Origin of the sequence: Flavobacterium sp. CF136 (genome assembly GCF_000282055.1) — a bacterium.
Lineage (GTDB): Bacteria > Bacteroidota > Bacteroidia > Flavobacteriales > Flavobacteriaceae > Flavobacterium.
The window spans coordinates 42,705-63,587 of record NZ_AKJZ01000050.1; the positions used below are offsets into that span (position 1 = coordinate 42,705).

General features: G+C 31.6%; 19 protein-coding genes. 3 read left to right on the forward strand and 16 right to left on the reverse strand.

The window, feature by feature from the left end; translation table 11 throughout:
• Positions 1–7: 7 nt before the first annotated feature.
• The 16 genes from PMI10_RS15050 to PMI10_RS15130 form a co-directional block, all read right to left on the reverse strand.
• Positions 8–721, reverse strand: a complete 714-nt coding sequence (locus PMI10_RS15050; RefSeq protein ID WP_007809492.1) for a hypothetical protein — start codon at positions 719–721, stop codon at positions 8–10.
• An 83-nt stretch (positions 722–804) separates the two neighbouring features.
• Positions 805–1,332 (reverse strand): hypothetical protein, encoded by a 528-nt coding sequence (locus PMI10_RS15055; RefSeq protein ID WP_007809495.1) that lies wholly within the window; start codon positions 1,330–1,332, stop codon positions 805–807.
• 99 nt (positions 1,333–1,431) lie between these two features.
• A complete protein-coding gene (locus PMI10_RS15060) occupies positions 1,432–2,805 on the reverse strand; it encodes a DUF5458 family protein (protein WP_007809496.1) in 1,374 nt (457 codons plus the stop codon).
• A gap of 20 nt (positions 2,806–2,825) precedes the next feature.
• Positions 2,826–3,275 carry a hypothetical protein gene (locus PMI10_RS15065; protein WP_007809498.1) on the reverse strand — a complete coding sequence of 150 codons (450 nt, stop codon included), beginning with the start codon at positions 3,273–3,275 and terminating at the stop codon, positions 2,826–2,828.
• A gap of 53 nt (positions 3,276–3,328) precedes the next feature.
• On the reverse strand, positions 3,329–3,841 hold the full coding sequence (gene tssO, locus PMI10_RS15070; RefSeq protein WP_007809500.1) for a type VI secretion system TssO: 513 nt from the start codon (positions 3,839–3,841) through the stop codon (positions 3,329–3,331).
• A 19-nt stretch (positions 3,842–3,860) separates the two neighbouring features.
• The gene (locus tag PMI10_RS15075; protein ID WP_007809502.1) at positions 3,861–5,030 is read right to left on the reverse strand and encodes a hypothetical protein; all 1,170 of its coding nucleotides are present in this window, start codon (positions 5,028–5,030) and stop codon (positions 3,861–3,863) included.
• A 293-nt stretch (positions 5,031–5,323) separates the two neighbouring features.
• A complete protein-coding gene (locus PMI10_RS15080; protein ID WP_007809504.1) occupies positions 5,324–5,812 on the reverse strand; it encodes a hypothetical protein in 489 nt (162 codons plus the stop codon).
• 209 nt (positions 5,813–6,021) lie between these two features.
• Complete coding sequence (locus tag PMI10_RS15085) at positions 6,022–6,939, reverse strand: hypothetical protein (RefSeq protein ID WP_007809506.1); 918 nt, start codon at positions 6,937–6,939, stop codon at positions 6,022–6,024.
• A gap of 180 nt (positions 6,940–7,119) precedes the next feature.
• Entirely contained in the window at positions 7,120–8,340 is a 1,221-nt protein-coding gene (locus PMI10_RS15090; RefSeq protein ID WP_007809508.1) for a hypothetical protein, read from the reverse strand.
• A gap of 140 nt (positions 8,341–8,480) precedes the next feature.
• Complete coding sequence (locus tag PMI10_RS15095; RefSeq protein ID WP_007809510.1) at positions 8,481–9,422, reverse strand: hypothetical protein; 942 nt, start codon at positions 9,420–9,422, stop codon at positions 8,481–8,483.
• An 11-nt stretch (positions 9,423–9,433) separates the two neighbouring features.
• A complete protein-coding gene (locus PMI10_RS22265) occupies positions 9,434–12,169 on the reverse strand; it encodes a glycosyl hydrolase 108 family protein (RefSeq protein ID WP_007809512.1) in 2,736 nt (911 codons plus the stop codon).
• Between the two features lie 10 nt (positions 12,170–12,179).
• On the reverse strand, positions 12,180–12,674 hold the full coding sequence (locus tag PMI10_RS15110; protein ID WP_007809514.1) for a DUF4280 domain-containing protein: 495 nt from the start codon (positions 12,672–12,674) through the stop codon (positions 12,180–12,182).
• A gap of 71 nt (positions 12,675–12,745) precedes the next feature.
• Positions 12,746–13,825 carry a LysM peptidoglycan-binding domain-containing protein gene (locus PMI10_RS15115; protein ID WP_007809515.1) on the reverse strand — a complete coding sequence of 360 codons (1,080 nt, stop codon included), beginning with the start codon at positions 13,823–13,825 and terminating at the stop codon, positions 12,746–12,748.
• A 15-nt stretch (positions 13,826–13,840) separates the two neighbouring features.
• Positions 13,841–14,809, reverse strand: coding sequence for a TssN family type VI secretion system protein (locus tag PMI10_RS15120; RefSeq protein ID WP_007809517.1), 969 nt, complete (start codon positions 14,807–14,809; stop codon positions 13,841–13,843).
• A gap of 2 nt (positions 14,810–14,811) precedes the next feature.
• The gene (locus PMI10_RS15125; protein ID WP_007809519.1) at positions 14,812–15,762 is read right to left on the reverse strand and encodes a hypothetical protein; all 951 of its coding nucleotides are present in this window, start codon (positions 15,760–15,762) and stop codon (positions 14,812–14,814) included.
• Positions 15,740–16,381 carry a C40 family peptidase gene (locus PMI10_RS15130; RefSeq protein WP_007809521.1) on the reverse strand — a complete coding sequence of 214 codons (642 nt, stop codon included), beginning with the start codon at positions 16,379–16,381 and terminating at the stop codon, positions 15,740–15,742. The genes PMI10_RS15125 and PMI10_RS15130 overlap by 23 nt, the downstream gene beginning before the upstream one ends.
• A 327-nt stretch (positions 16,382–16,708) precedes the next feature.
• On the opposite strand from PMI10_RS15130, the gene PMI10_RS15135 reads away from it, so the two are divergent.
• From PMI10_RS15135 to PMI10_RS15145, 3 genes are all read left to right on the forward strand, one after another.
• Complete coding sequence (locus PMI10_RS15135; protein WP_007809523.1) at positions 16,709–17,761, forward strand: PKD domain-containing protein; 1,053 nt, start codon at positions 16,709–16,711, stop codon at positions 17,759–17,761.
• A 6-nt stretch (positions 17,762–17,767) separates the two neighbouring features.
• A complete protein-coding gene (locus tag PMI10_RS15140; protein WP_007809524.1) occupies positions 17,768–20,236 on the forward strand; it encodes an AAA family ATPase in 2,469 nt (822 codons plus the stop codon).
• Positions 20,237–20,413: 177 nt separating this feature from the next.
• A complete protein-coding gene (locus PMI10_RS15145; RefSeq protein WP_007809527.1) occupies positions 20,414–20,758 on the forward strand; it encodes a cupin domain-containing protein in 345 nt (114 codons plus the stop codon).
• Positions 20,759–20,883: the final 125 nt, after the last annotated feature.

Genomic DNA, 20,883 nt, shown 5'->3' on the forward strand with positions numbered 1-20,883 from the left:
TATTTCTTTAAATATAAATCAACCTGTCTGTACGTCCTTGTTTGTTTGTCTCCATTCCTTTTGAAACTTGTTTACGCTTGATTATATGCAATTTTACATTTGGAGTAAGTTTTAAGAATTTTTCACGATACAGAATATCTCCTATAAATCTTTGTCCTTTTTTTTCATCTACAATAATAAAGTAACTGGTTCCTTTTTCAACTTTGAGTGTATTTATGTCTCCGGCAAAAATCTGAATGTTTTGTTCTTCTTTTCGAAAAGTATAAGTGAGTTCTTCCTGGTTTAATTTCCTGTATTTAGAAATGTCAAACATTTCCATATCCTCTTTTAAAGGTTCAAAAGGAATATTTTCGAAAAGAAAATTCTTTGGTGCTAAAAATTTTAAACCTAAAAAGCTCCACAACCCCTTTTTAGCAGTTTGCTCTTTATAAAAAAAAGTATCTCGCGTTACCTTATAGACTTCTTTTTCATTGGTTTTATCGTCTGTAACAATCATCTGATAAGTTGGAACTTCAATTTCAGCAGGAATTTCTACTCCTTCAAAATGTGTTTTTAAATTTACTGATCCTATTTGCTGCTCAGAAATTACTATACTGATTGTATGTTTTTTTAAGGCAGAATCAGTCCGGACAATAACTTTGCCCTCACCGCTTCCGGCATAGAAAACAGAGCCGTCATTATCTGTGAGCCCTAATGAAAGATTCAATTCTGGAAATGGCATATTTAGATTTTTAAAATAAATTAAATTTTAGTTTTGCTATCGGATAAATCCTTTATTATACTCTTTGAAATTGTACGTTTAGCTTATCTTTTTTTCTTAATCTTATACGATTTCAGGCAACGCAGATAAAATTTTATATTTTGATTATCAGCATCACTGGGACTAAATTCATAATCTTTTTTAAGCGTATAAAACTTTATGGTATTGATATTATTAGCCATTAATTTTTTTATATCCCTTCTTGTCAATTCCAAAGCTGCTGTACCGTCACAGTTTACATTAAACGTGTTTTTTAAGATATACATCTCTCCGTTTTTGAAATAAAGCTCCAGTGGCTGCTCCTGTTTTACACAAACATTATCTGTAAAAATTTTAAAATATAAGTATATGCTGCTTTTTCTTTTTCCAAGCTGAAATACGGCATATTCATATTCTTCATTAAAAACTCTCAGTAAAATAGGTGGTGCACTGGCAAAAAGTTTACCATCGAGCAATAAATCTTTTTGAGTAACAGGACAGCTTAAATCACTTGATGGATTTAATTTTTGAGCTTTTATTGGATTTGAAATTGAAAACAACACGATTAAAAATAAAATTTTAAGTATGTTCATGAATTTGAATTATTTGTTTTGATCATTCAAAAGATCAATGTTTGTTAAAAAAAGGAAACACATTATGCATGTGCTCCCTTTTAGAATTTATTATAACTATTATTTTTGTTCGTAATCTGTATCCCATTCTGTTCCGTCATCTCCTTTATGACCATCCATTTTTATAAGGAAGTTTTTAGCAGGGAAATAAGGTTTCATATGGATATCCATGTATATCCTGTCTTTCTGAATAGGATCTTGTTCGAATCTGCGGATTTCAAAATTCTCGATTAATTTGTCCGGACCGGTAATACCATCAAGGAAAGCAACGATCTGATTCATAATCTCTTTACGGGTTTTGGCTGTAAAGTTTTCGAAAGCACGACGATTAAGGAAATCCATTAATACTTTTGTCACATAATCAAAAACACGAACTACTGAATACGTTTGTAATCCTAAATTATCACCGCTAAATAATGTTTTTGCAGAGAAAGCCATTACTTTTCCGTACTCATTTACCATAGGTACCAATCCTAAGTTTTCAAGATTAGCGATTTCACTTTTCTTAAGATCAAATTTCACTCCGTCAACCTCATTGATTCCACCGAATTTTTTACCGGCTGTAACCTGAGACATTAACGTTTTATAGATTTTTCCGGCAAGTGCTGCTGATGGTGCTATATGCAAATCATCACTTTCACCTATCTGCTCAAATCTTCCACGGCCAACAAGCCAGTTACATGTCATAATTACATTAGAACGGTATACATCACCTCCGGTTAAAGAAGCTGCATCAAACATTTCCAATACATCATCCGGTTCATCAAGATGCTCAAAATCCGTAACCAGCATTACTTTGTTTTCATGTGCAATCTTTGCCCATTTTTCGATTACCTTATTAGATCCTAAATACCCTGGAATAACCAAAATACCGTAATTGTTTTTAAGATCTAAACGATCATAATTATCTACCAGTTCAGAGTGGATTGCATCGATAAAACGAGTATTATCAAGATCTTTTAATTGCTCTAAGTCAGCATTTACAATCGTAACGTTTTTAACTTTATCTGTTTCTGTGTTTTTGAAAAACAAAGCAATAGTTCTGTATGCAGCTTCTATTTCTCTGGTATCTTCAACAGCTTTAATTAGGTTTTTTTTCAACAATGCTTCAGATTCCTTGCATTTGTCTTCGCTCTGCGCCACCATATCCGTCAAAGCCTCATTATTTCTTAAAACTGAAGCCCAAAGCTCTAATGTCTTTTTAAGAGTTTCTCTTTCTTTGGCTTTATTAATTTCTCCAAGGAAAATTTTTCTTCTGGCTTTTCTTTCCGGATTAAGGTTTTGAATCCCTTCAATTGACATTTCCAATAAATCGAACCCGCCATATTTAGCCAGTTTTTCAATATTTTTCTCAACCGAACCTCCGGTTACTACTTTACGCTCTAATACCGCAGTATCATCTTCATTACCTTTATATACTTCTTTTGTAGACATCTTGTTTATTTTTTAAATTCTTACTTATTATCTTTTAATTCCCCAATTAGCAAATCAAGACTTTCTAATAATGCTTTTTTAGCTTCCCCATCTTCCAGTGCAGCTTTCAAAATCTTGTTTGATTTTAACTGACGGATAATTTTTTGATATTGGTCTTTTTCTGTTTCCAGGTCCGATAAGAAACTACTTTGTGATGTTATTCCTTTTATACCAAAATCTCCTAAATTTTTAAAGTTCAGGGCTTCGGTTTTAGTACCTCCGTCAACAGTTTCAAAATTCACTTTTACTTCCGGTTTGAAGTGTTCAAATGCTTTTTCAACACTTGTAATTCCTTCTACCAACTCTGGTTTTACTGGTGCGTCAACAGTTAATTTTTGCGCAACAAGTGTTCTGTTTTGAGGGATTGCAATGATTGCTTCATCAGCATCTAATTTTACTTCATTACCTCCAATTCCATAATTTGATAACATAATTTTAAATTTTTAAATGATTATTTTATTAGTTCTTTTTACTCTTATTCTTATTATTGATTTTGATAAATCTGGCGGCAGACATCTAAATCCCTGCTTACTTTTTCTAATTCTTCTTTATAGGTTTTAGCCGATTGGTTCAAACTGTCTATTAAATGCGAATTATGGGTAAGGCTTCTGATTTGCTTTTTATAATCGATTATATTCTTATAGGCCAGAATCACATTGTTATATAATTTTTTGTTCTCCGTAGTATCTTTTGGAATTTTCTGATACATATTGGCAATCATAACATTTGCCAGACGCTGCTGAAAATCATTATCTACTTTTGGTGAATTAATAGAGTCGATCGTCATTCTGATACTATCCACTTTTACCGAAAAATTAGTTTGATAATCATATTCCCTTTTCATCATTTCATTCTCTGCTTTAAGCATTTTATTTTCTGCTATTGGCATGTAAAAATTAAATGATATGGCACTTAACATAACCAAAAAAGTGAGAATAAAAGCAATTAGAAAAGCTACAAAGGCTTTCTGTCGTTCTGATTTGTTTAATACTTCCATAATTTATTATTATCTGTTTTTAATCTTTTATAAAGAAACCATGTCGTTTCGGATTATGAATGATGTCTTTTTTATCTGTTTCAGCAACAAAAAGTTCGATATTTTCTTTTTTCTTACCTATATAATCAAGCTTGTTCAGCGTTTCGAACAACTTCTCTATTCTGGCCAGGGCATTCATAGTCAGTGTAGCTGTTTTATCTATATGTACATGGTCGTAGCCTGTATTAATAAGTGATGTGAACAATATTTCAAGATCTCCCTGTGAGATATCGCACCACTCAGCAAAATAATTTAACAGCTCCTCTTTTCCTGCACCTGATTTTGAATCTATAAAGTTTTTCATCACTCTGGCAAATGAAACCACTGCACTTAACATCGCAGCCGGATGCTGGTGCAATGAAAACCAGCGAAACTGTGTCAGACAGCTTCCTAAATAGTATCCTGTATTATCCGTCAATTGCATAACCGTCTGAGGCAGCAGTCCTGTTTGCTGAGTTCGGTTTATCTTTTGTGAAATCTGTACCGAATAAATCTCTATCTGACCAAACGAACGTGCAATTTGCGTGTGCATATCGACCAATTTTGGATGACAGGCCACTGTAACCGATGGCGGGATATAATCCTCATCAAGAAGTGTAGTATCACCTACCAGTACTTTACCTATTGCCAGATAAAACCCTCCGTAACCTATTCCCGAACGAAATTCCTCAGCCTTGATCAGGTGAAGTTTATATTCCGGCTGTGTATAGGGATATCTCGGGGGAACCTCATCCGGGTCCGGTTCGCCAAACGGAATTCTTTTCTTAGAATTAACTGATATACAAGCCAGTAATACCAATTGTTCTCCTTCTTTAATATCATAAGTGTCTTCCGGATACGGAACCTGAAGATCTAATGTATCTGTGTTGCTCTGGCTGATTTCAATCCTTGATCCGTTTGGGGTAATGGCATGACATTCTTCTACACGTACGCGAAGAAGTTTGTGATTGTCAATTGCCAATGTAATTTTTGTAGATTCCTTATTTTGATTTACGGAATCCAGCAATCCATAACTCATAGGTGTTGTATGAATACCGATTGCATCATTTACCAATTCGGAAACATTATCCTGAATCGATAAAAAATGACTCTTGTTTATCTTCATCCCGTCGATCCAGTTAACGGGAAAATGACTTAATTTTTCTATCATAATTCTATATTGTTTTTTTATTTGAAATGAGATTCATTCTTTTATTTTTTGGTTATTTTCTGATGCTTTCTTTTTTCAAAAAAGTAATAACCAAAAAATTCATTATCTTTTTTTACTATTTACTTTACAAAAATATTTTTTACCGCTTTTAAAATAGGCTTTTTCGGGTTAAACCCTAGCAAAATCGCGCACTGAGCCCCCTTTTTACAGAAAATATTTACACGTGATTTTTGCTTTTTATTATTGTAAAATGGCTAACTTTTAAAGCTTAAATCAATTACTATTATTAGTGGTTATTCTATTTTCTTAATTGATACATTATCATTTCCCGGATTAATAAAATATATTGGTTCGCCTGAAATCGAAAACTCATCTTCATCTTTTTCCAAAAATATTATTCCCATCTCATCATAATTCATATTGAAATTTATTTTCAGTTTTTCAGGATTTATTAATTCTCCCACTATATGATTATATGTTTCCGGTTTATTTCCGTCACTTATATATTTTAGAGAAATATCTCCTAATTGTTTTATACTTATTTCGAAGCTTGTCTTTAAATCGTCTTTATTTTTAGCTTCAAAATAATACTTCCCTTTCCATATATCTGTAGAATCCTGATTTTTTGTTTTTAAATCTTTTGATTGAATATTTTTAGTATTGCTTTCTTTAGATATTTTCTTAAATGCTACATCATTCAATGGCTTTTTATTTGATTCTTTTAAAGCAGAATCTTTACAACCAATCAGAATTAATAAAACTGCTAAAACTATTATTCTCACTATTTTAAATATAAATTTAATTAATAATTATTATTGATTGGAATATTCATCAGCTAACAACAGTATCCTGCTCTGCTAGCTATGGCTTTTCTTTTCAATACGTCAATGACCTTATTGTTCTTGGCTATTTTTAATAAGTAGATTATCTTTTTTAATTGATTTCTATCTGTCTGATTATAATATTTAATCTATTTTATAATACTAAAAATTTATTTTTTATTTAATCCTTGCCATTTAAAATCATAAAATCTTTTACTTTTAATATAATATTGATTGTCCTCTTTTTTTATTAAAAAAGTGCTTTCATCCTCATCTGAAGTGCAAGTGCCTTCACCAGTATATTTTAACGTTAAAACATTATCATTTGCAGAAACACTATAACTTCCTTCACAATATGCTTCAAGAGAGTTATTCGTCCCTATACTTAGAATTGCTTTCGAGACATCGAAAGAAAAGTAAAAACTAACATCAATAGCATCACCTGTTTCAACACTAGAAACCTTAGTCTTAATAAAATAATCTCCTTTCAAATCTGAAGTTATTTTTTGTTTTGACCGATTAGAGGTATTTAGAAATTTTGTTTTCCAATCATTATATTGAGAATCTTTTTCATTACTTATATTGAGTATGACAGTGTTTTTATATATGCCGTCTTCATACTTATAAATTGCTTGCTTATAAGGATAATTTGGATAATATGGCACATCCATATTAATATTATGGACTAAATATTTTTTATCTATTATAAGTATGTATATATCATAAAATTTCTTTAAATCTCCAATACTCATTTTCCCAATTTTGCTTTCTTCTTTTTCAACATCAAGATTTTCTTTTAATTCTTTTTTAGGAACAAGATATACTTCAGCATTACCTAATTTATTTATTGTATTTGGTTGGTATATGCATCCATAATCAGCTATAGTAAAGCAACCATCTATGTAGGAATAATCACCACATTTCAAAAGATTATCAATCGATTTTTCTGAATAAGGGATTTCATTAACTATTAGATTAGTCGTTAATGATTTTTGTTCTGTTTTTAAAGATTCTATATTATTATTCTCTTTACAACCAATTAAGATTAGAGAAACAGCCATTATTGTAATTCTCATTGCTTTAAGCATATTATTTGTGTTTTTTGCTAGTTCATGAATCCCTCCAGCCACCAAGAGTATCCCACTCTTGCCAGCTGGGGATTTTTTTCAATACGTCAATGACCTTATTGTTTTATTTTTAAATTATATTTCTCTATTTATTATATATCTAAATCGGTAATCTATATTCTCAATCAAAATATAGGGATACTACTCTTGTCCAGGGTATGAAATACCATCTCCATCTACTTTAGCCTCTTCCCAAAAAGTCTTTAAATTAGTTAGCCCATAATAATTATTCTTTTTAAATTCATTATCAATAGAAACTTTAGTTTCAACATCACTAAATTTATAATAAGATCCCATAGAATATCTGTATCTTTCATAACTATTATCTTGTGCAAGGATAGAAGAAAGATTAAGAACGTTAGCAACAATAATCATTTTCTCTTCAAATTTTAAAGTTTTCTCTTCTTCTAAATACCTAATGTAGTCAAGCAAATCATCCATATAATTACCATTGCTTGGTTTCATTTCCTTTTGCATAATTTCAATGGTTTCTTTATGAAAAACAAATTTTCCGTCACAGGTTCTATGCCAAATTAACTGACCATATTCTTCTCCATTAGTAATCCCGCTTTTTGTTTTAAATCGATTATTTTCAACTACCCATTTCAATAAATCCTTATCCTGAACATATCCAAAAATTTTCACTAATGATTCTAAAAATTCCTTATCATTAAATTTCAACCAAACTAAACTTGCTTTATTGTCATTAAAAATATATTTGTTACGATTAATTAATATTTGGATATTTTTTTGCCTTTGTTTTTCTATATCAGGTATATTTTTCCATCGTTTAATTTCAATTTTATTACCTTCAACTTCATCTGTTACAAAAATTGCCTTACTTTCATAAACTGAAAGCTCAGGATACTTTTTTTCATAATTTATTAATTGGGGTATTGCCAAAAAAGGGGTGATGAACTTATTTTTTTTTGATACGTATATATATTGAAAATCTGCAGTTTGAGGTTTAAAATCTATTTTTTTTTCACATCTATTGCTAACATCTATTTTTAAAAATTCAGAATTTGAATTAGGGTCTATTTTCCGCTTGAAAAAAAGATCTATTTTTTCAGAAAAACCTTTATCAGACAAAAAAGTATATGCATTATTTTTTAATATTTCACTTTCTAAACTTGCTAATGCATTCAAATCTTCTACATTATAATCATCAAAACTTCCATATTCTTCCGATGCCCCACTTTCTAACTGCTTTTTTAATATTTCTTTTACTAGAGTTGTTTTTTTAACACTATTATTATTAATTTGATCATTAGCAATTGTAGAATCTTTACAACTAATTAGAATCAAAAAAATGATTAAGGCTATTTTTTTTGTTTTGTATACATTTAATATCATCTGCATTTTTCTTTTTTTCAATATTAGGAATTCCACCCAGCTAACAACAGTAAATCTCTTTTTGCTAGCTGGGGCCTTTTCTTTTTCAATACGTCAACGAACTTATTGTTTTATTTGTGAATCAATTATAAATCGTTAATATCAAATTATTTAACTTTTACAATGGTTCCATCTTGTTTTATTTTTAAAGTTCTCGTAATACTTTTTGAATTTTTATCACTATCAACTTTATACATTGTAATAGACAAATCTTTATTAATTACAAAAGTATTTTTGCTATCAGACTCATAACCAACAATCTCCTTAGATAAAACTTTATCGTCTTTAATATTCACTAAAATTTGAGTTACTGAATCTCCATCAGTCTCAAAAACATATGTATCAAAAGGTAGCCCTCCATTATCTATTAGGAAAAGTCTCGAGGGATATTCATTTAACTGATCATTTATAATTTTAGTGATCTGTGGTAACTCATCTGGGTTGTAAACTTTATATACATTTTTATCAGTTACCTTATTATAATTATCAAAATCAAATGGTAAACTATTTTTCTTAAGTATACTATTTTGGGAAACTTTCTTCTTTTTCTTTGTAAGTATGCACTTTGTTGGTGCATAAAATTCAAAGTTAACTTGTTTTGTAATTTGCCATTGAATACTGTCTTTGTTTAGTATTAATAACTCAACATTAGCCTTTGTTTTTTTATTATCAAAAAAACTATAGAAGGTAGCTTCAACTTTATTCCCTTTAATTGTGCCTTTTACATTATATTCTTTTTCATTTGAGCAATCTATCCTATTACCTTTTTGTGCAATAGCACAATATTGAGCTATAAATTCATTATCATTTGTTTTTTGAATTGACAATGTAAATAACATATCGGGAACATCCTCATTATTTGGATTATATGTCCATTCCCATTTGCCATCTAAAGAAACATTTTCTTCAATTTTTTCTTTTTGATCATTATTTTTTAAATTTATTTCATTGCTAGCAATTTTGTCATCATTAGTATTACTTTCATGATTTTTACAGCCGATAAATAAATAAAGTAATATTACATATTTTAATACAATTGTTTTTTTCATTTTTAATTAAATTATGGTTTAAAATTTAGGCAATCATCTACTCTAGCAAGCCAGCCTTTTAAGAAAACGTCTTGTTCATTCTTTTCACCGTCTGTATAAGTCAAATCAGTATAGTATGTCTTCCTGATTTCACTTATTCTTTTTAATAATTTATCTTGTTCTTGAATATTATTGATAGCAGTGATAGTTTCATTTCCAATACCTCCGTCAACAGTAATTTTTTGATCGAATTCATTAACTAGTAACTTTTGAACTTGTTTTATTGCCCCTCCTGATGTTATTGTCCAATCATAAATCATTAAACTTACACGTTCATCAACAATCTTGCAGAATCCTTTTGGCTCCCAATATCTTTTCCAATAAATCTTTGTAGCATCATCATCAGTAATTTTCTTTAAGTTCTCTAAAGTCGGTTCATTATTAGTATCTGACAAAGCATATTTATTCCATGTTGCTTCAGTTATTCCCTTATTAGTTGGTCCGCCTTTATCGCTAGGGTGATTTACATAACCGCCTTCGTGCTTTAAAATTATTGGAGCAACCTTTTTAAATTTATCTTCACACGAACAAGCTTGCTTAGTTGTATTTACATTTGTGTTTACAACAACAGCTTTAGAAGCGAGACATGTACAAATTTTATCAAACCCAGCTTCTTTTGCAAATTGAAGGATACTTTTTCCATTTAGGCCATTTGCATTCTTACAAAAATATTTATCCTCAAGATAAATACTTTCAAACTGTCTTACATCTACATGTAACCAACTAAAAGTGTAGTCAAATCTTAAAGATCCATCAGGATAATACAATAAACCTATCGGTTCTGTCGAAAAAAGATTTTTATCCGGCCAATTCTTTTGAGCTCCAAGATACTTTATATAAAAACTATCTCGAATATCCTCTAATGCTTTTAAATTTTTCTCAACAGCATTTCGAATTTGCCATTCACCTTTACTAAATTGTATATCAATTGCTTTACCTTGGTGATTTGTTGTTTTGTAATTTTTAAAACGACATCTATATCCCGATGTTACTTGATCAATTTTATAAACGTTTTGTTTACTAAAATAGAATTGTAATGCTTTTACTCCAAATAATAATGAACGATGTATACCAGGATATTCATAGTTATGATTAGCCTCATTATTTGGTAAAGCCTTATAAGTTAACTTCCCTGTATTATCTCCAAATCCGTCACAAGAATTAAGTTCCTTTGTGCCTCTTAATTTACTAGTGGCCTGTTTACCTTTAGTATCACAACTACATTTAATTTGATTCCAAAACGTGGTTGATATATCGAATTTACGAGAAAAATCATCAATAGATACAAGAACATTTCCGCAAATTTTACCAGTTTCAGGGACTTTCATATAATCTCGCTGAAATTGTTTTATCATTTTTTCCGTACGATCTGTAAACTCATCAGTAGGTACATTTCCTCCAAAACCTGCCAAGCGAATATTTACTTCTCGTATCAATTCACTTTTGTCACCTTTCTTAATACAATACTTCTCACCACAACTCACACCTTTGTTTTCTTCTTTATCCGGTTGAAAAATCTTAAAAACAGTATTAGAATCACTTACCGGATCTGGTTTAAAAGCTTTGGCATCTACATCTACTACTGCACTTACTGTATGTTTGTTGGTTTCTAATACTTCAATGTCTGCAAATACTTCTTGTTCTGCTCCTTCTCCGGTATCTCCACCCAAGCTTCTTGGTATTTTATTGAGGGTAACAATGATTGGTAATACATTATTTGTAATCGTAAATTTTTGATCTACCAATAAATCATTACTAACATAGTCTTCATCATACAACCTAAAACGAATTTCTTTCCCTATCAATCCACTAGAATTTATCCAGACCTTAATTTGTTTGTCCCTGTAAACACCTTTTATGGCGTTTCCATCAGCGTCTGTAATCTTCACGCTGCTAATAGCGCCTTTTGGCTTTGCCTGAGTGGGAGTGGCTGGAGCTTGTGCTTTAGGCTGCTGCGCAGGAGCATTATTTTTAGCAGGCTGTTGTACCGGCACTTTACCTTTAAAAGGGGCTACCGGGGTTTCAAGTTCATTAACATTAACATTGCTACTGGCTAATTTTTCATTGTCAAAATTAGTTGTCACATAGTATTCATGGATTTTGTCTTTTTCTTCCCCACCTCTGGTTGCAATTTTCGCAAAACTGGGTCTTAGTAGAAAATCAACATCGGCTATTCCGTCTTCGACAAAGCCCCAACGAGTTTCAATTATATTTTTTTCATTCTCTTTATTATGTCCTGCACCTTTTGCGTCATCTTCCCAAAGTGTAACAAATACCTTGCGTTTTTCCATATGGAGGCAATGAACCCTTGCTTTAAGCGTTTGCCCGTATGACAGAGGTTTTGCAGGCTTTTTTCCGCTTTTATCGAGTAAATCTATACTGTCAATTTTTGGCTTATCGGCCGGATGGGTATCTATATCAAGTCGGGCTGTCTGCTCTCCTCTTGTTGCCATAATACGAATACCTTTTCTGCCCAGGCTTCTCTGTAAGAAAGTATAGGATACTTTATCCCCTTTTTTGTCATTCTCTTTTGTTTTTCTCCATCTGCCATTTTCTAAAATATGAACAGTCCATAAAACCGGCGTATCAAATGGGCTTTTTGGTATAGCAGTATACGGAAATGTCTTAGCCACAGGATTACCTATGCTGTAAAACTCTTCTTTTCCAATTACTGGATTAGGATTTCCGGTTATTTTAAAATCTGACATACTATTTTATTTATTTACAAATAGAATCACTCTCTTCTAAACTCTTTTTTAAACTCTTCGTATTAGCCAAAGGATTTATCTGATTATTCACCTGTGGCTTAGCCTCTTTTGCATTTTGTTTTCCCGGTTCTGCTTTTTGTCCGTGTTTGTCCACTGTGATACAATCAGGTCCTCCGACAGGACATGTTCCTTTGCTGCTTTCTAATAAAATTTTTCCTTTATTAGAGAGTGTAACTTTGTCATAAAAGCCGCTCCATTTGGTAATAGTGGCCTGACAAGGCAGGTAATCTCCGCTTCCGTTGGGCTGCATTTTGCATTTACCAAAAGTGTTTTTCTCCAGTGTCTGTCCAATTTCTTTATCGGTAGCAATGAGCTTTTTTTCGGCATCTTTATCATTGGCATAATGCTTACTATGTGTTTTTACCTTTAGTTTATCCAACTTAGGTTCTACGCTAAACTTGCATTTTACAGTTGCTCCTTGCACTAGTACATGTTTTTCACTCATGGCTTTACCGTATTTGAATATTAAACATTTTTATTAATACCTATCTTTTTATAATCTTAAATAATTATTATTTAATCATTATTTGGATTCACTTGTTTTATACTATCAATTTTAATTGCAATTTTAATTGGATTATCATAATCGATACTACACTCCAAATTCATTTTTTCTATATAATAAGAATCAGCATCTAAAAAATAAGCAGCACTATAATTTCCTTTCCAAGGGGCATATCCCAAATCAATTTCTAAACCGGAATCTATATAATCTCCTTTTTGTTCTACTTTTATCAAACCTTCTTCATCTAAATGAGAGGCAACTTTTTGTTCCACCTTAAATACAGATTCCTTATTTTTTTCTAATGGAAAAGTAATCTCATTTTTAAATGAATAATCTGCTGTATAACCTATATGAATACCATTAAAAAAAGCTCTCAAAAAATAATCAGAACGAAGTGATGCCAATAATGTGTCTTCATTCTCCAATGCGTACTCGATCTGTTCTATATAAGTTTCAGCTACTTCGCCTTCATAATAATCTAAAATTTCATTTTTTATTTTCTCCCAGCGGCTTTCAATTTCATTATAATTATAAACAGCTATCCATTCGCCAAATTCATCAACAACAATTTTTAACGGATACAAAACTTCTGCAGTCTTTGCTCCCAATTCGTTCATCGTTGTATCCGGTACTTTGCCATTAATATAAATATCTGACGCCCGGTTAATCTCAAAGAGATGATATTTATTTTTATCAACAGCAAGCCATTTTACATTTACATTCATTTCAGTAACATCAACTTCATCACCAACCTCTGAAATATATTGTACTTTATAATTTTCATTAGTTCTTTCCGGTGAAAAATGAAGCCTATTGTCATCTCCAAAACTAACTTTTCTACGCTTTTTCTCTGTTTCGTCGTTTGTTTTAGCCTCTTTTTTTTCGGGAGGAAGAATTAATAATTCCAAATGACTTTTAAAATCGGCTTCAATCAAATCAGGAATTCTGCAATATATATTATGATGTCTTCTGAGATCCTGAGCATCTACACCAAGTTCGCGGGCCACACTTTGCAATGTATCCCCCTTTCTTATCTTATAAGTACGGTGCTTGTCATATTCTGACACATCAGATTCCCCTATATAATACATTTGCTTAAACTATTTTTAGTTAGCTAATTCAGCTTCTTTTTTCTCAGTTTTAGGCTCAAACATAAAGCCTTCATTGCCTTTTTTCTCTTTTTTATCCGGCTTAACTTCTTCTTTTTTCTGTCTTTTACAAATAATTACTGAATTCTCTGTGATACCATTCATTCCCAAAGTATACTTGGCATCTACATATTTTGCAGTCTGGTACCATTTAGGCTGCAGAAAAAACACCCAGCTACAGTTTTCACCATTTTCCCTTAATTCAATTTTACTTCCGGCATTATGGTCATTGTATCCGGAAACCGTATGGTAAAACAAAGCACCAAAATCAATTCGGACAGGGCCTTTGGATCTTATAGTAGTATAATCCGTACTGTCTGGTTTTTTTTGAATTAATAAAGTTATAAGCAATAAATCCTTCATTTCGACATTTTCAATTTCCGGGAAAGGGTTTTTCCTCTCCGGTATTTTCCAGGTAACATATTCTTTTGGAGGAATCTGCATCATATAATTAAATACTGCATAAACACCCGTAGGCACTATAAATATCAAAAAGTGTGAACACATAAGGAAAGTAAGTCCAATTCCGTTTAGTGCAGTATAAATTACAATAAAAAGTACACTGGAGTAAAGCATAATCAGCAGGGAAAATAATAATTCAATACCGACTGCTTTTAAATTAAACTCATCAAAATACCATCTGTACAAATAAACATTGAGGGAACCAAACAGTAAGGAAGCAATCTGATAAAAAAGGAACTCATCAGACAGCTCTGTAAATAATTTATTGTAGCCTAAAAATCCGACCAGCGCATAAATAAGTACAAATGAAAAAATATAGATGTAAAATTTCCTTTTATACTTTACGGCAAATTCTTTTATTTTATCGCTAAATATCATTGTAAGTATAAAACTGACAGCTATAATTACAACTAAAAATACTATAAGCCTGACATCAACAAGGGCTCCTAAATGCTTTTTTATCATTTCTAAATTCGTGTTGTATACCCTAACACAGGTAGTTTGCTAAAATTGAACTCTTCGGTTTCCTGATTCATTATTAAAATTGTTCTTACCTCAACTTCCATTGGGAAAAAATGCTCGCAAAAACAATCTATAAATATTTTTATCTTTCCATTATTAACATATTCTGTAAAAGGTTTATTCGTTATTGGCCCAATTTCCAGTGTAAGATTCATTGAATAGTCCATATAATCCTTTCCGGTAATAAAATCGACTCCCAATCGGTTTTCCCCTAAACTGACCTGTTCTTCTTCGGCACTATACTCTTTAGAACTCGTTGCTTTATAGCTTACTTTTTCTTCAATAATACTTTCCAGACAACGACATGCCAAATCAATATCACCGACAATTTTATAAGTATAAGGCAAAAGCTGAATGAATTTTGACACTAAAACTGCCGGATAAATATGTGACAAACCCCAAAAATCATAAAAGAAGTCTAGTGGTTTACTTCCGTTCAGCTTGTATAAAAAATCCCTTTCAACACTTTCTATTTTAGTCCGGTAATGAAAAATCTCGTTCTCAAAAGGAGTAAAAAAATTACGGGCTTCAGCTTCTTGTTTTTTCTGATGCTTATGCTCCTTTATCATCTGCCTCACCGACTTATCGGCGTTGTTCTCACTCAAGCTATGTACAAAACCTTCCGGGAGTGCATCATACATACTGTCCCTGGATAATTTTATGTTAAGATATTCCTGCTTATCATAATTATCATCCTGAATTGTTGCTCCTAAAACATCACTCCTGTATGCTCTTGAGAATTGACCGTGATTAGAAATCGTAATTTCATCCTGCACAACCGCATTACTCTCAAGGAGTTCATTAGCAACAACTTCGGCCCTGATGTCATATGAAATATTCTCTATTTCGTATGCAAGATCCTCAAGACTCTTTTTATTTCTTCTTTGTGTCTTCATTGATTCGCCCTGCACCTATGTAACGTAATTGAAAATATTCGTCATTGAAATTATATATCGCGAGACCTTTCTCTGTACAAGCCAAAATTCTGTCGTTGTGCAGATATAGGCCAACATCGGATATTGGATGATCTTTATCGTATCTAAAAAAAACCAAATCGCCTTCTGCAAGGAAACTTCTTCCGGTAAAAATCTGAATGGATTTAGACTTCCACATTCCGGCAGGATCTTTAGGAAGTGTAACCTGGTAAACGTCACTATACAAAGACTGCAGGAAATAAGCGCAGTCAATTCCTGTCTTTGAAAAGCTTTTTTCTTTGTATGGTGTATTAATCCAGGGGTCTATGTATGAATATAATTTGTAGTTTCTAATTTTGTTGGGCATTACAGCCAACACTATAGAATATTTTTCCTTTAAAGCCAGAATCTCGTCACTCAGGTTTTCTGAATTATCATCAACAACAGTTTTATTCTTTAAATCTGCTTCTCCTATTTTGGACTGTTTCTTTAATTGGTCTAAAGAATAATCATATTTAAACGGAATCTGTGAAATATATTTCTGGGCATAACATGCTAAACATAGATGCATCATTATAATTAATAAAACTGCCTGCCTCATAAAAAAATGTAATTATATAATCAATATTTAAAATTTAATTGTAACACTCAGAAAGATCAATTTTTAAATTCAAATCATAATAAAAGTGAATTTAAGTTCCTCTTCCGTTTAAAAACTAATCATTTTTTATCATTTGCCAGCCTAATCGTTTATATGAATTTATTTACTTTTATAAATTATTCAGGAATACAAACGTAATAAATTATTTTGTAAGAATGCAATTATTTTCATAAATAATATCATATTATATTTACAATTTTAAAATAATAAAAACTATTTTTGCTTTTCTTTTTCATAAAGTTTATCTTAATAAATACCTAAAAAAACATGGATAAAAAAAACATCGACATCAGGGTTATATTTTTCTTCGTAATCCTTCTATTAATTGGAATTGTTACCTTTATAATTCAATTTTTTAATCATGTTGATTGCGACGATGTAAAATTTTACATCTTCTCGGAACATTCTCAAAACCAGGAATCCATTGAGTTTTATGACAAAACGCCCAATGCAAAATCGTGGGAATGGGATTTTGGCGACGGGTCTGCACCTGATAACAGAAGACACACGTTTCACGTATATAAAAACACCGGAAAATATATGGTTTCACTGACTGTAAATGGTGATTGTTTACATACCCGGGAACTTAACATTACTGATAAATATGCCGCGGATAAAATGGGAACTCCCAAAATCATATCTTCGAAAATAATTACTGTAGGGCAACCTACTTATTTCAACTCAATCTCTGAAAATGCAAAAACCTGGGAGTGGGCTTTTGGTGAAAACAGAAGTATTGATGACACATCATCAAATCCTGTATATACTTTTACAACTTCAGGAGAAAAAATAATTACGCTTGTTGTAAATGGAGATTTTAGCCGTGTTGCAAAAAAAACTATTTATGTACATCCTAAAGTCATAAAAAAAACAAATCCTCTTGATATAACATCATATGAATATGAGAAAAAAGCCGAAGCTTTTTCACTTCCAAGAGGTAAAGCAAAAAAAGATCCTTTGGAAGATATGCTTCAATATGTACCTGTAGCTCCAAAAACAAAAACACAGAAAGACAGCACCAGCGTAATCAAAAAAGCACCAAAAATATCTGAAGATCAATTTGAAATATTACTAATCAAAGTTGCTGAAGGCAGTAAAGTAAAAGATGATTTTTCAGAATTTTTATGTGATGACCTTGACATTCCAATTGTGAAAAATGACGATGAATTACTAACTTTCAGTCAATTGTGTTCCTCAATTAAAGGAAAAAAAATAAAGATAGAATCAATCCGATTAAATAAAGACAGGGAAAACAACTGTATAAAAGGATTAAACATTACCTATAAAGTTAAAAAATACCTGATCTGGTATAAAGATTAAATTAGTATGGAAGAAGAAAAAAACATTTTCAGCATAGAATTATTAAATGCGCTTGAAATTGCAAAAAAAATTGCAAAAAACAATTTAAATAAATATTACTCTGCATCACATTTACTAAAAGCCATTTTAAACAGGGATTTATCACTTTTAAAGCGTCTGGAGGCTATGGGCAAAGATGTCTATTATCTTGATGAATGGGCAGAGGTAAGAATGGAAGAAGAGCCTAAAACTACTCACGTGATTGACGCTGAACCCAGCGATGTGATTGACGAAATCATAAAGGAAGCGGAATCCATAAGAATTGCATTAAATGAAGATGAAATCAGCCTTTATGCGATCATAGTGGCTTTGAGTTCTCCGGGAGTTGGTTTTAATTTTGATCAGATGAAAACCTATCCCATTTCCCGAAATGAATTGCTGGAAGACCAGGTGGTAATTCCGCAAAATGACAACTTTGCCAAACAGGAAGTCAAAAAAGGTTTTTTAGGCAAATATTGCATCCATAAAAATATTGAAAAAAAGAAGAAAAAAGTAATTGCAATTGGCCGTGAGACAGAATTAAATACTATAAAAGAAATCCTTTGCCGGTTTTCTAAACCAAATGTATTGCTAATTGGCGATCGTGGTGTTGGCAAATCAATATTGATAGATACACTTGTTCAGAACGTAATCGATAATCAGGTTCCGGATGCTTTAAATAAAGTACAGCTTTTCGAACTGGATTTATCTTCCTTAATCGCGGGCGCATCATACAAGGGAGAAATAGAAGACCGCTTAAAAAACTGTATCCAGGAATTAAAACAATATCCAAAAGCAATTCTTATTATTGAAGAAATCCATACTTTATTGGATAAAAACGGTGGTGATTCCGGAGTTTCCAATGTTTTAAAAGGGGAACTCGCCAAGGGATTAAATATTATTGCTACCTCTACGATAGATGAATATTCGAAGAGAATCGAAAAAGAACAAGGTTTATCGGGAATGTTTGAAATTGTAAGACTCCAGGAATCCGATGATGAAACTTTATTCAGAATGATCCGGGAATCAATCAAAACCTATCAGGAGCATCATAAAATACAAATTGACGATGAAACAATAACGGAGTCCATTCGTTTGTCCAGAAGATATTTAAAAGAAAAAAGCCTTCCTGAATCAGCAATAAACCTTATCGATCATACCATGTCGGTATTGAAAACGTCAGGTGAAACTTTTTTAAAGGAAAAGCAATCCATTCTGGATAAATTAACTCTTTTAAAGAATAACGAAACGAATTTACCCGAAGAACAATTAATAAAAGAATGTAACTGGTTTCTAACGGATTTAATCAATAAAACCACATTTTTGATGGTTGTGGAAGAAGAAAATCAGGCAAAAACTTTTGAAACTTCTGATTTACTTATTCATCATATTGAAAACCTCATAACTACAATTGAAGAAAGGGCATTAGACAAACGCGTACACATTGAAGCTTTTGATTTATCCCTTATCATTGCTCAGAAAACAGGTATTCCTGCCGGAAAATTAAAAGAAGAAGAGAAACAAAAACTGAATAACATTGAGGATGTTTTAAGCAGACGGGTTATTGGCCAGGATCACTGTATTGCAACTGTTGCCGGATCTATATTAGAATCAAGATCAGGATTAAGCAAAGCCGGACAGCCAATTGCATCATTCTTTTTTTTAGGACCAACAGGAACAGGAAAAACAGAATTAGCCAAAAGTTTAGCTGAATTTCTTTTTCAGGATGAAAATGCTATTATCAGATTTGATATGTCTGAATTTAAAGAAGAACATTCGGCCGCATTACTTTATGGAGCGCCTCCGGGATATGTAGGCTATGAAGAAGGTGGATTATTGGTGAATAAGATAAGACAAAAACCATATTCTATCGTATTATTTGATGAAATCGAAAAAGCCCATACTTCGGTTTATGATGTATTCCTGCAAATAATGGATGAAGGAAAATTACATGACCGCCTTGGGAAAGAAGGAGATTTTTCGAATGCTATTATTCTTTTTACTTCAAATATCGGTGCAGACCATATTGTAGAAACATTCAATAAAGGCCAAATCCCAGGTTCATCTTCTTTGATGGAAATCATGGGGAATTATTTCAGGCCCGAGTTTTTAGGAAGACTTACTGAAATTGTTCCTTTTGCACCAATCAGTAAAGAAAATGCCATAAAAATATTTGAAATACATCTTAAAAAAGAATTTCTGGAGTTACTGAAAAACATCAATATAACAGTTGAAATTCCGATGGAAGCCAAACTTTATCTTGCTGAAAATGGTTATAATGCCAAATATGGTGCAAGGCCTATAAAAAGCATTATCAGAAGCCATTTAAGAAGACCATTGGCAAAGAAAATCATTTCCGGAGAGGTAAAAGATGGTGATAAAATGATTGTAATAATAGAAGATGGTGAGGTAAAATGGGTTAAAGAAGAGGCTTATATAAGTCCACTTAATGTTTAACACAGCTACGCTCTTAAAATATTATCATAAATTTGTTTTTTATTTTGAGTGGTTTTTTATATTCTCATAACTGATAAAAAACATCCGGATTTTTTTATCAGAAAAATTAAAACGAGTCATTAATTTAATAAGCAGAAATTTATTTATCTCAGGCATAACATTTTAAAACAACCTAAAATGAATAAAGAGCAAATTTTAACCAAGCGGAATTTTAAAGAAATCAGTGATAAAGTTGATAAAGCTTATGACAATTTTATTCTTGAAAATGTAAATGACCATTGTTTAAGGATTGCTGTTTTTCAGGGAGAATATAAATGGCATTACCACAACAACACGGAAGAACTTTTTGTGGTTTTGGAAGGCGAGCTAAAAATTGAAATTAAAGACTCCGAAACAGTATTTTTGCGAAATGGTGATTTTATTAAAATTCCGGCTAAAACAATACATAGGACAAGTGCTGCAGTTAGAACCGTAAATTTGTGTTTTGAAAAAACTGTGGAGGATACCATTTTTATTGACTAAAATTTCTAATATTCACCCATTGAGTGTAATTAGTTTTTGATGATAATTTTTCGTCAGTTCGAGTGATTTTCGATAGAAAATTATATCGAGAACAGCAAAATTATCATTAAAAACGGTTCTCGATA

What these genes read in the sequence shown, in the direction of transcription:
- PMI10_RS15050 (WP_007809492.1), bottom strand. Translation starts at nt 721, where the DNA reads ATGCCATTTCCAGAATTGAATCTTTCATTAGGGCTCACAGATAATGAC.
- PMI10_RS15055 (WP_007809495.1), bottom strand. Translation starts at nt 1,332, where the DNA reads ATGAACATACTTAAAATTTTATTTTTAATCGTGTTGTTTTCAATTTCA.
- PMI10_RS15060 (WP_007809496.1), bottom strand. Translation starts at nt 2,805, where the DNA reads ATGTCTACAAAAGAAGTATATAAAGGTAATGAAGATGATACTGCGGTA.
- PMI10_RS15065 (WP_007809498.1), bottom strand. Translation starts at nt 3,275, where the DNA reads ATGTTATCAAATTATGGAATTGGAGGTAATGAAGTAAAATTAGATGCT.
- tssO (WP_007809500.1), bottom strand. Translation starts at nt 3,841, where the DNA reads ATGGAAGTATTAAACAAATCAGAACGACAGAAAGCCTTTGTAGCTTTT.
- PMI10_RS15075 (WP_007809502.1), bottom strand. Translation starts at nt 5,030, where the DNA reads ATGATAGAAAAATTAAGTCATTTTCCCGTTAACTGGATCGACGGGATG.
- PMI10_RS15085 (WP_007809506.1), bottom strand. Translation starts at nt 6,939, where the DNA reads ATGCTTAAAGCAATGAGAATTACAATAATGGCTGTTTCTCTAATCTTA.
- PMI10_RS15090 (WP_007809508.1), bottom strand. Translation starts at nt 8,340, where the DNA reads ATGCAGATGATATTAAATGTATACAAAACAAAAAAAATAGCCTTAATC.
- PMI10_RS15095 (WP_007809510.1), bottom strand. Translation starts at nt 9,422, where the DNA reads ATGAAAAAAACAATTGTATTAAAATATGTAATATTACTTTATTTATTT.
- PMI10_RS22265 (WP_007809512.1), bottom strand. Translation starts at nt 12,169, where the DNA reads ATGTCAGATTTTAAAATAACCGGAAATCCTAATCCAGTAATTGGAAAA.
- PMI10_RS15110 (WP_007809514.1), bottom strand. Translation starts at nt 12,674, where the DNA reads ATGAGTGAAAAACATGTACTAGTGCAAGGAGCAACTGTAAAATGCAAG.
- PMI10_RS15115 (WP_007809515.1), bottom strand. Translation starts at nt 13,825, where the DNA reads ATGTATTATATAGGGGAATCTGATGTGTCAGAATATGACAAGCACCGT.
- PMI10_RS15120 (WP_007809517.1), bottom strand. Translation starts at nt 14,809, where the DNA reads ATGATAAAAAAGCATTTAGGAGCCCTTGTTGATGTCAGGCTTATAGTA.
- PMI10_RS15125 (WP_007809519.1), bottom strand. Translation starts at nt 15,762, where the DNA reads ATGAAGACACAAAGAAGAAATAAAAAGAGTCTTGAGGATCTTGCATAC.
- PMI10_RS15130 (WP_007809521.1), bottom strand. Translation starts at nt 16,381, where the DNA reads ATGAGGCAGGCAGTTTTATTAATTATAATGATGCATCTATGTTTAGCA.
- PMI10_RS15135 (WP_007809523.1), top strand. Translation starts at nt 16,709, where the DNA reads ATGGATAAAAAAAACATCGACATCAGGGTTATATTTTTCTTCGTAATC.
- PMI10_RS15140 (WP_007809524.1), top strand. Translation starts at nt 17,768, where the DNA reads ATGGAAGAAGAAAAAAACATTTTCAGCATAGAATTATTAAATGCGCTT.
- PMI10_RS15145 (WP_007809527.1), top strand. Translation starts at nt 20,414, where the DNA reads ATGAATAAAGAGCAAATTTTAACCAAGCGGAATTTTAAAGAAATCAGT.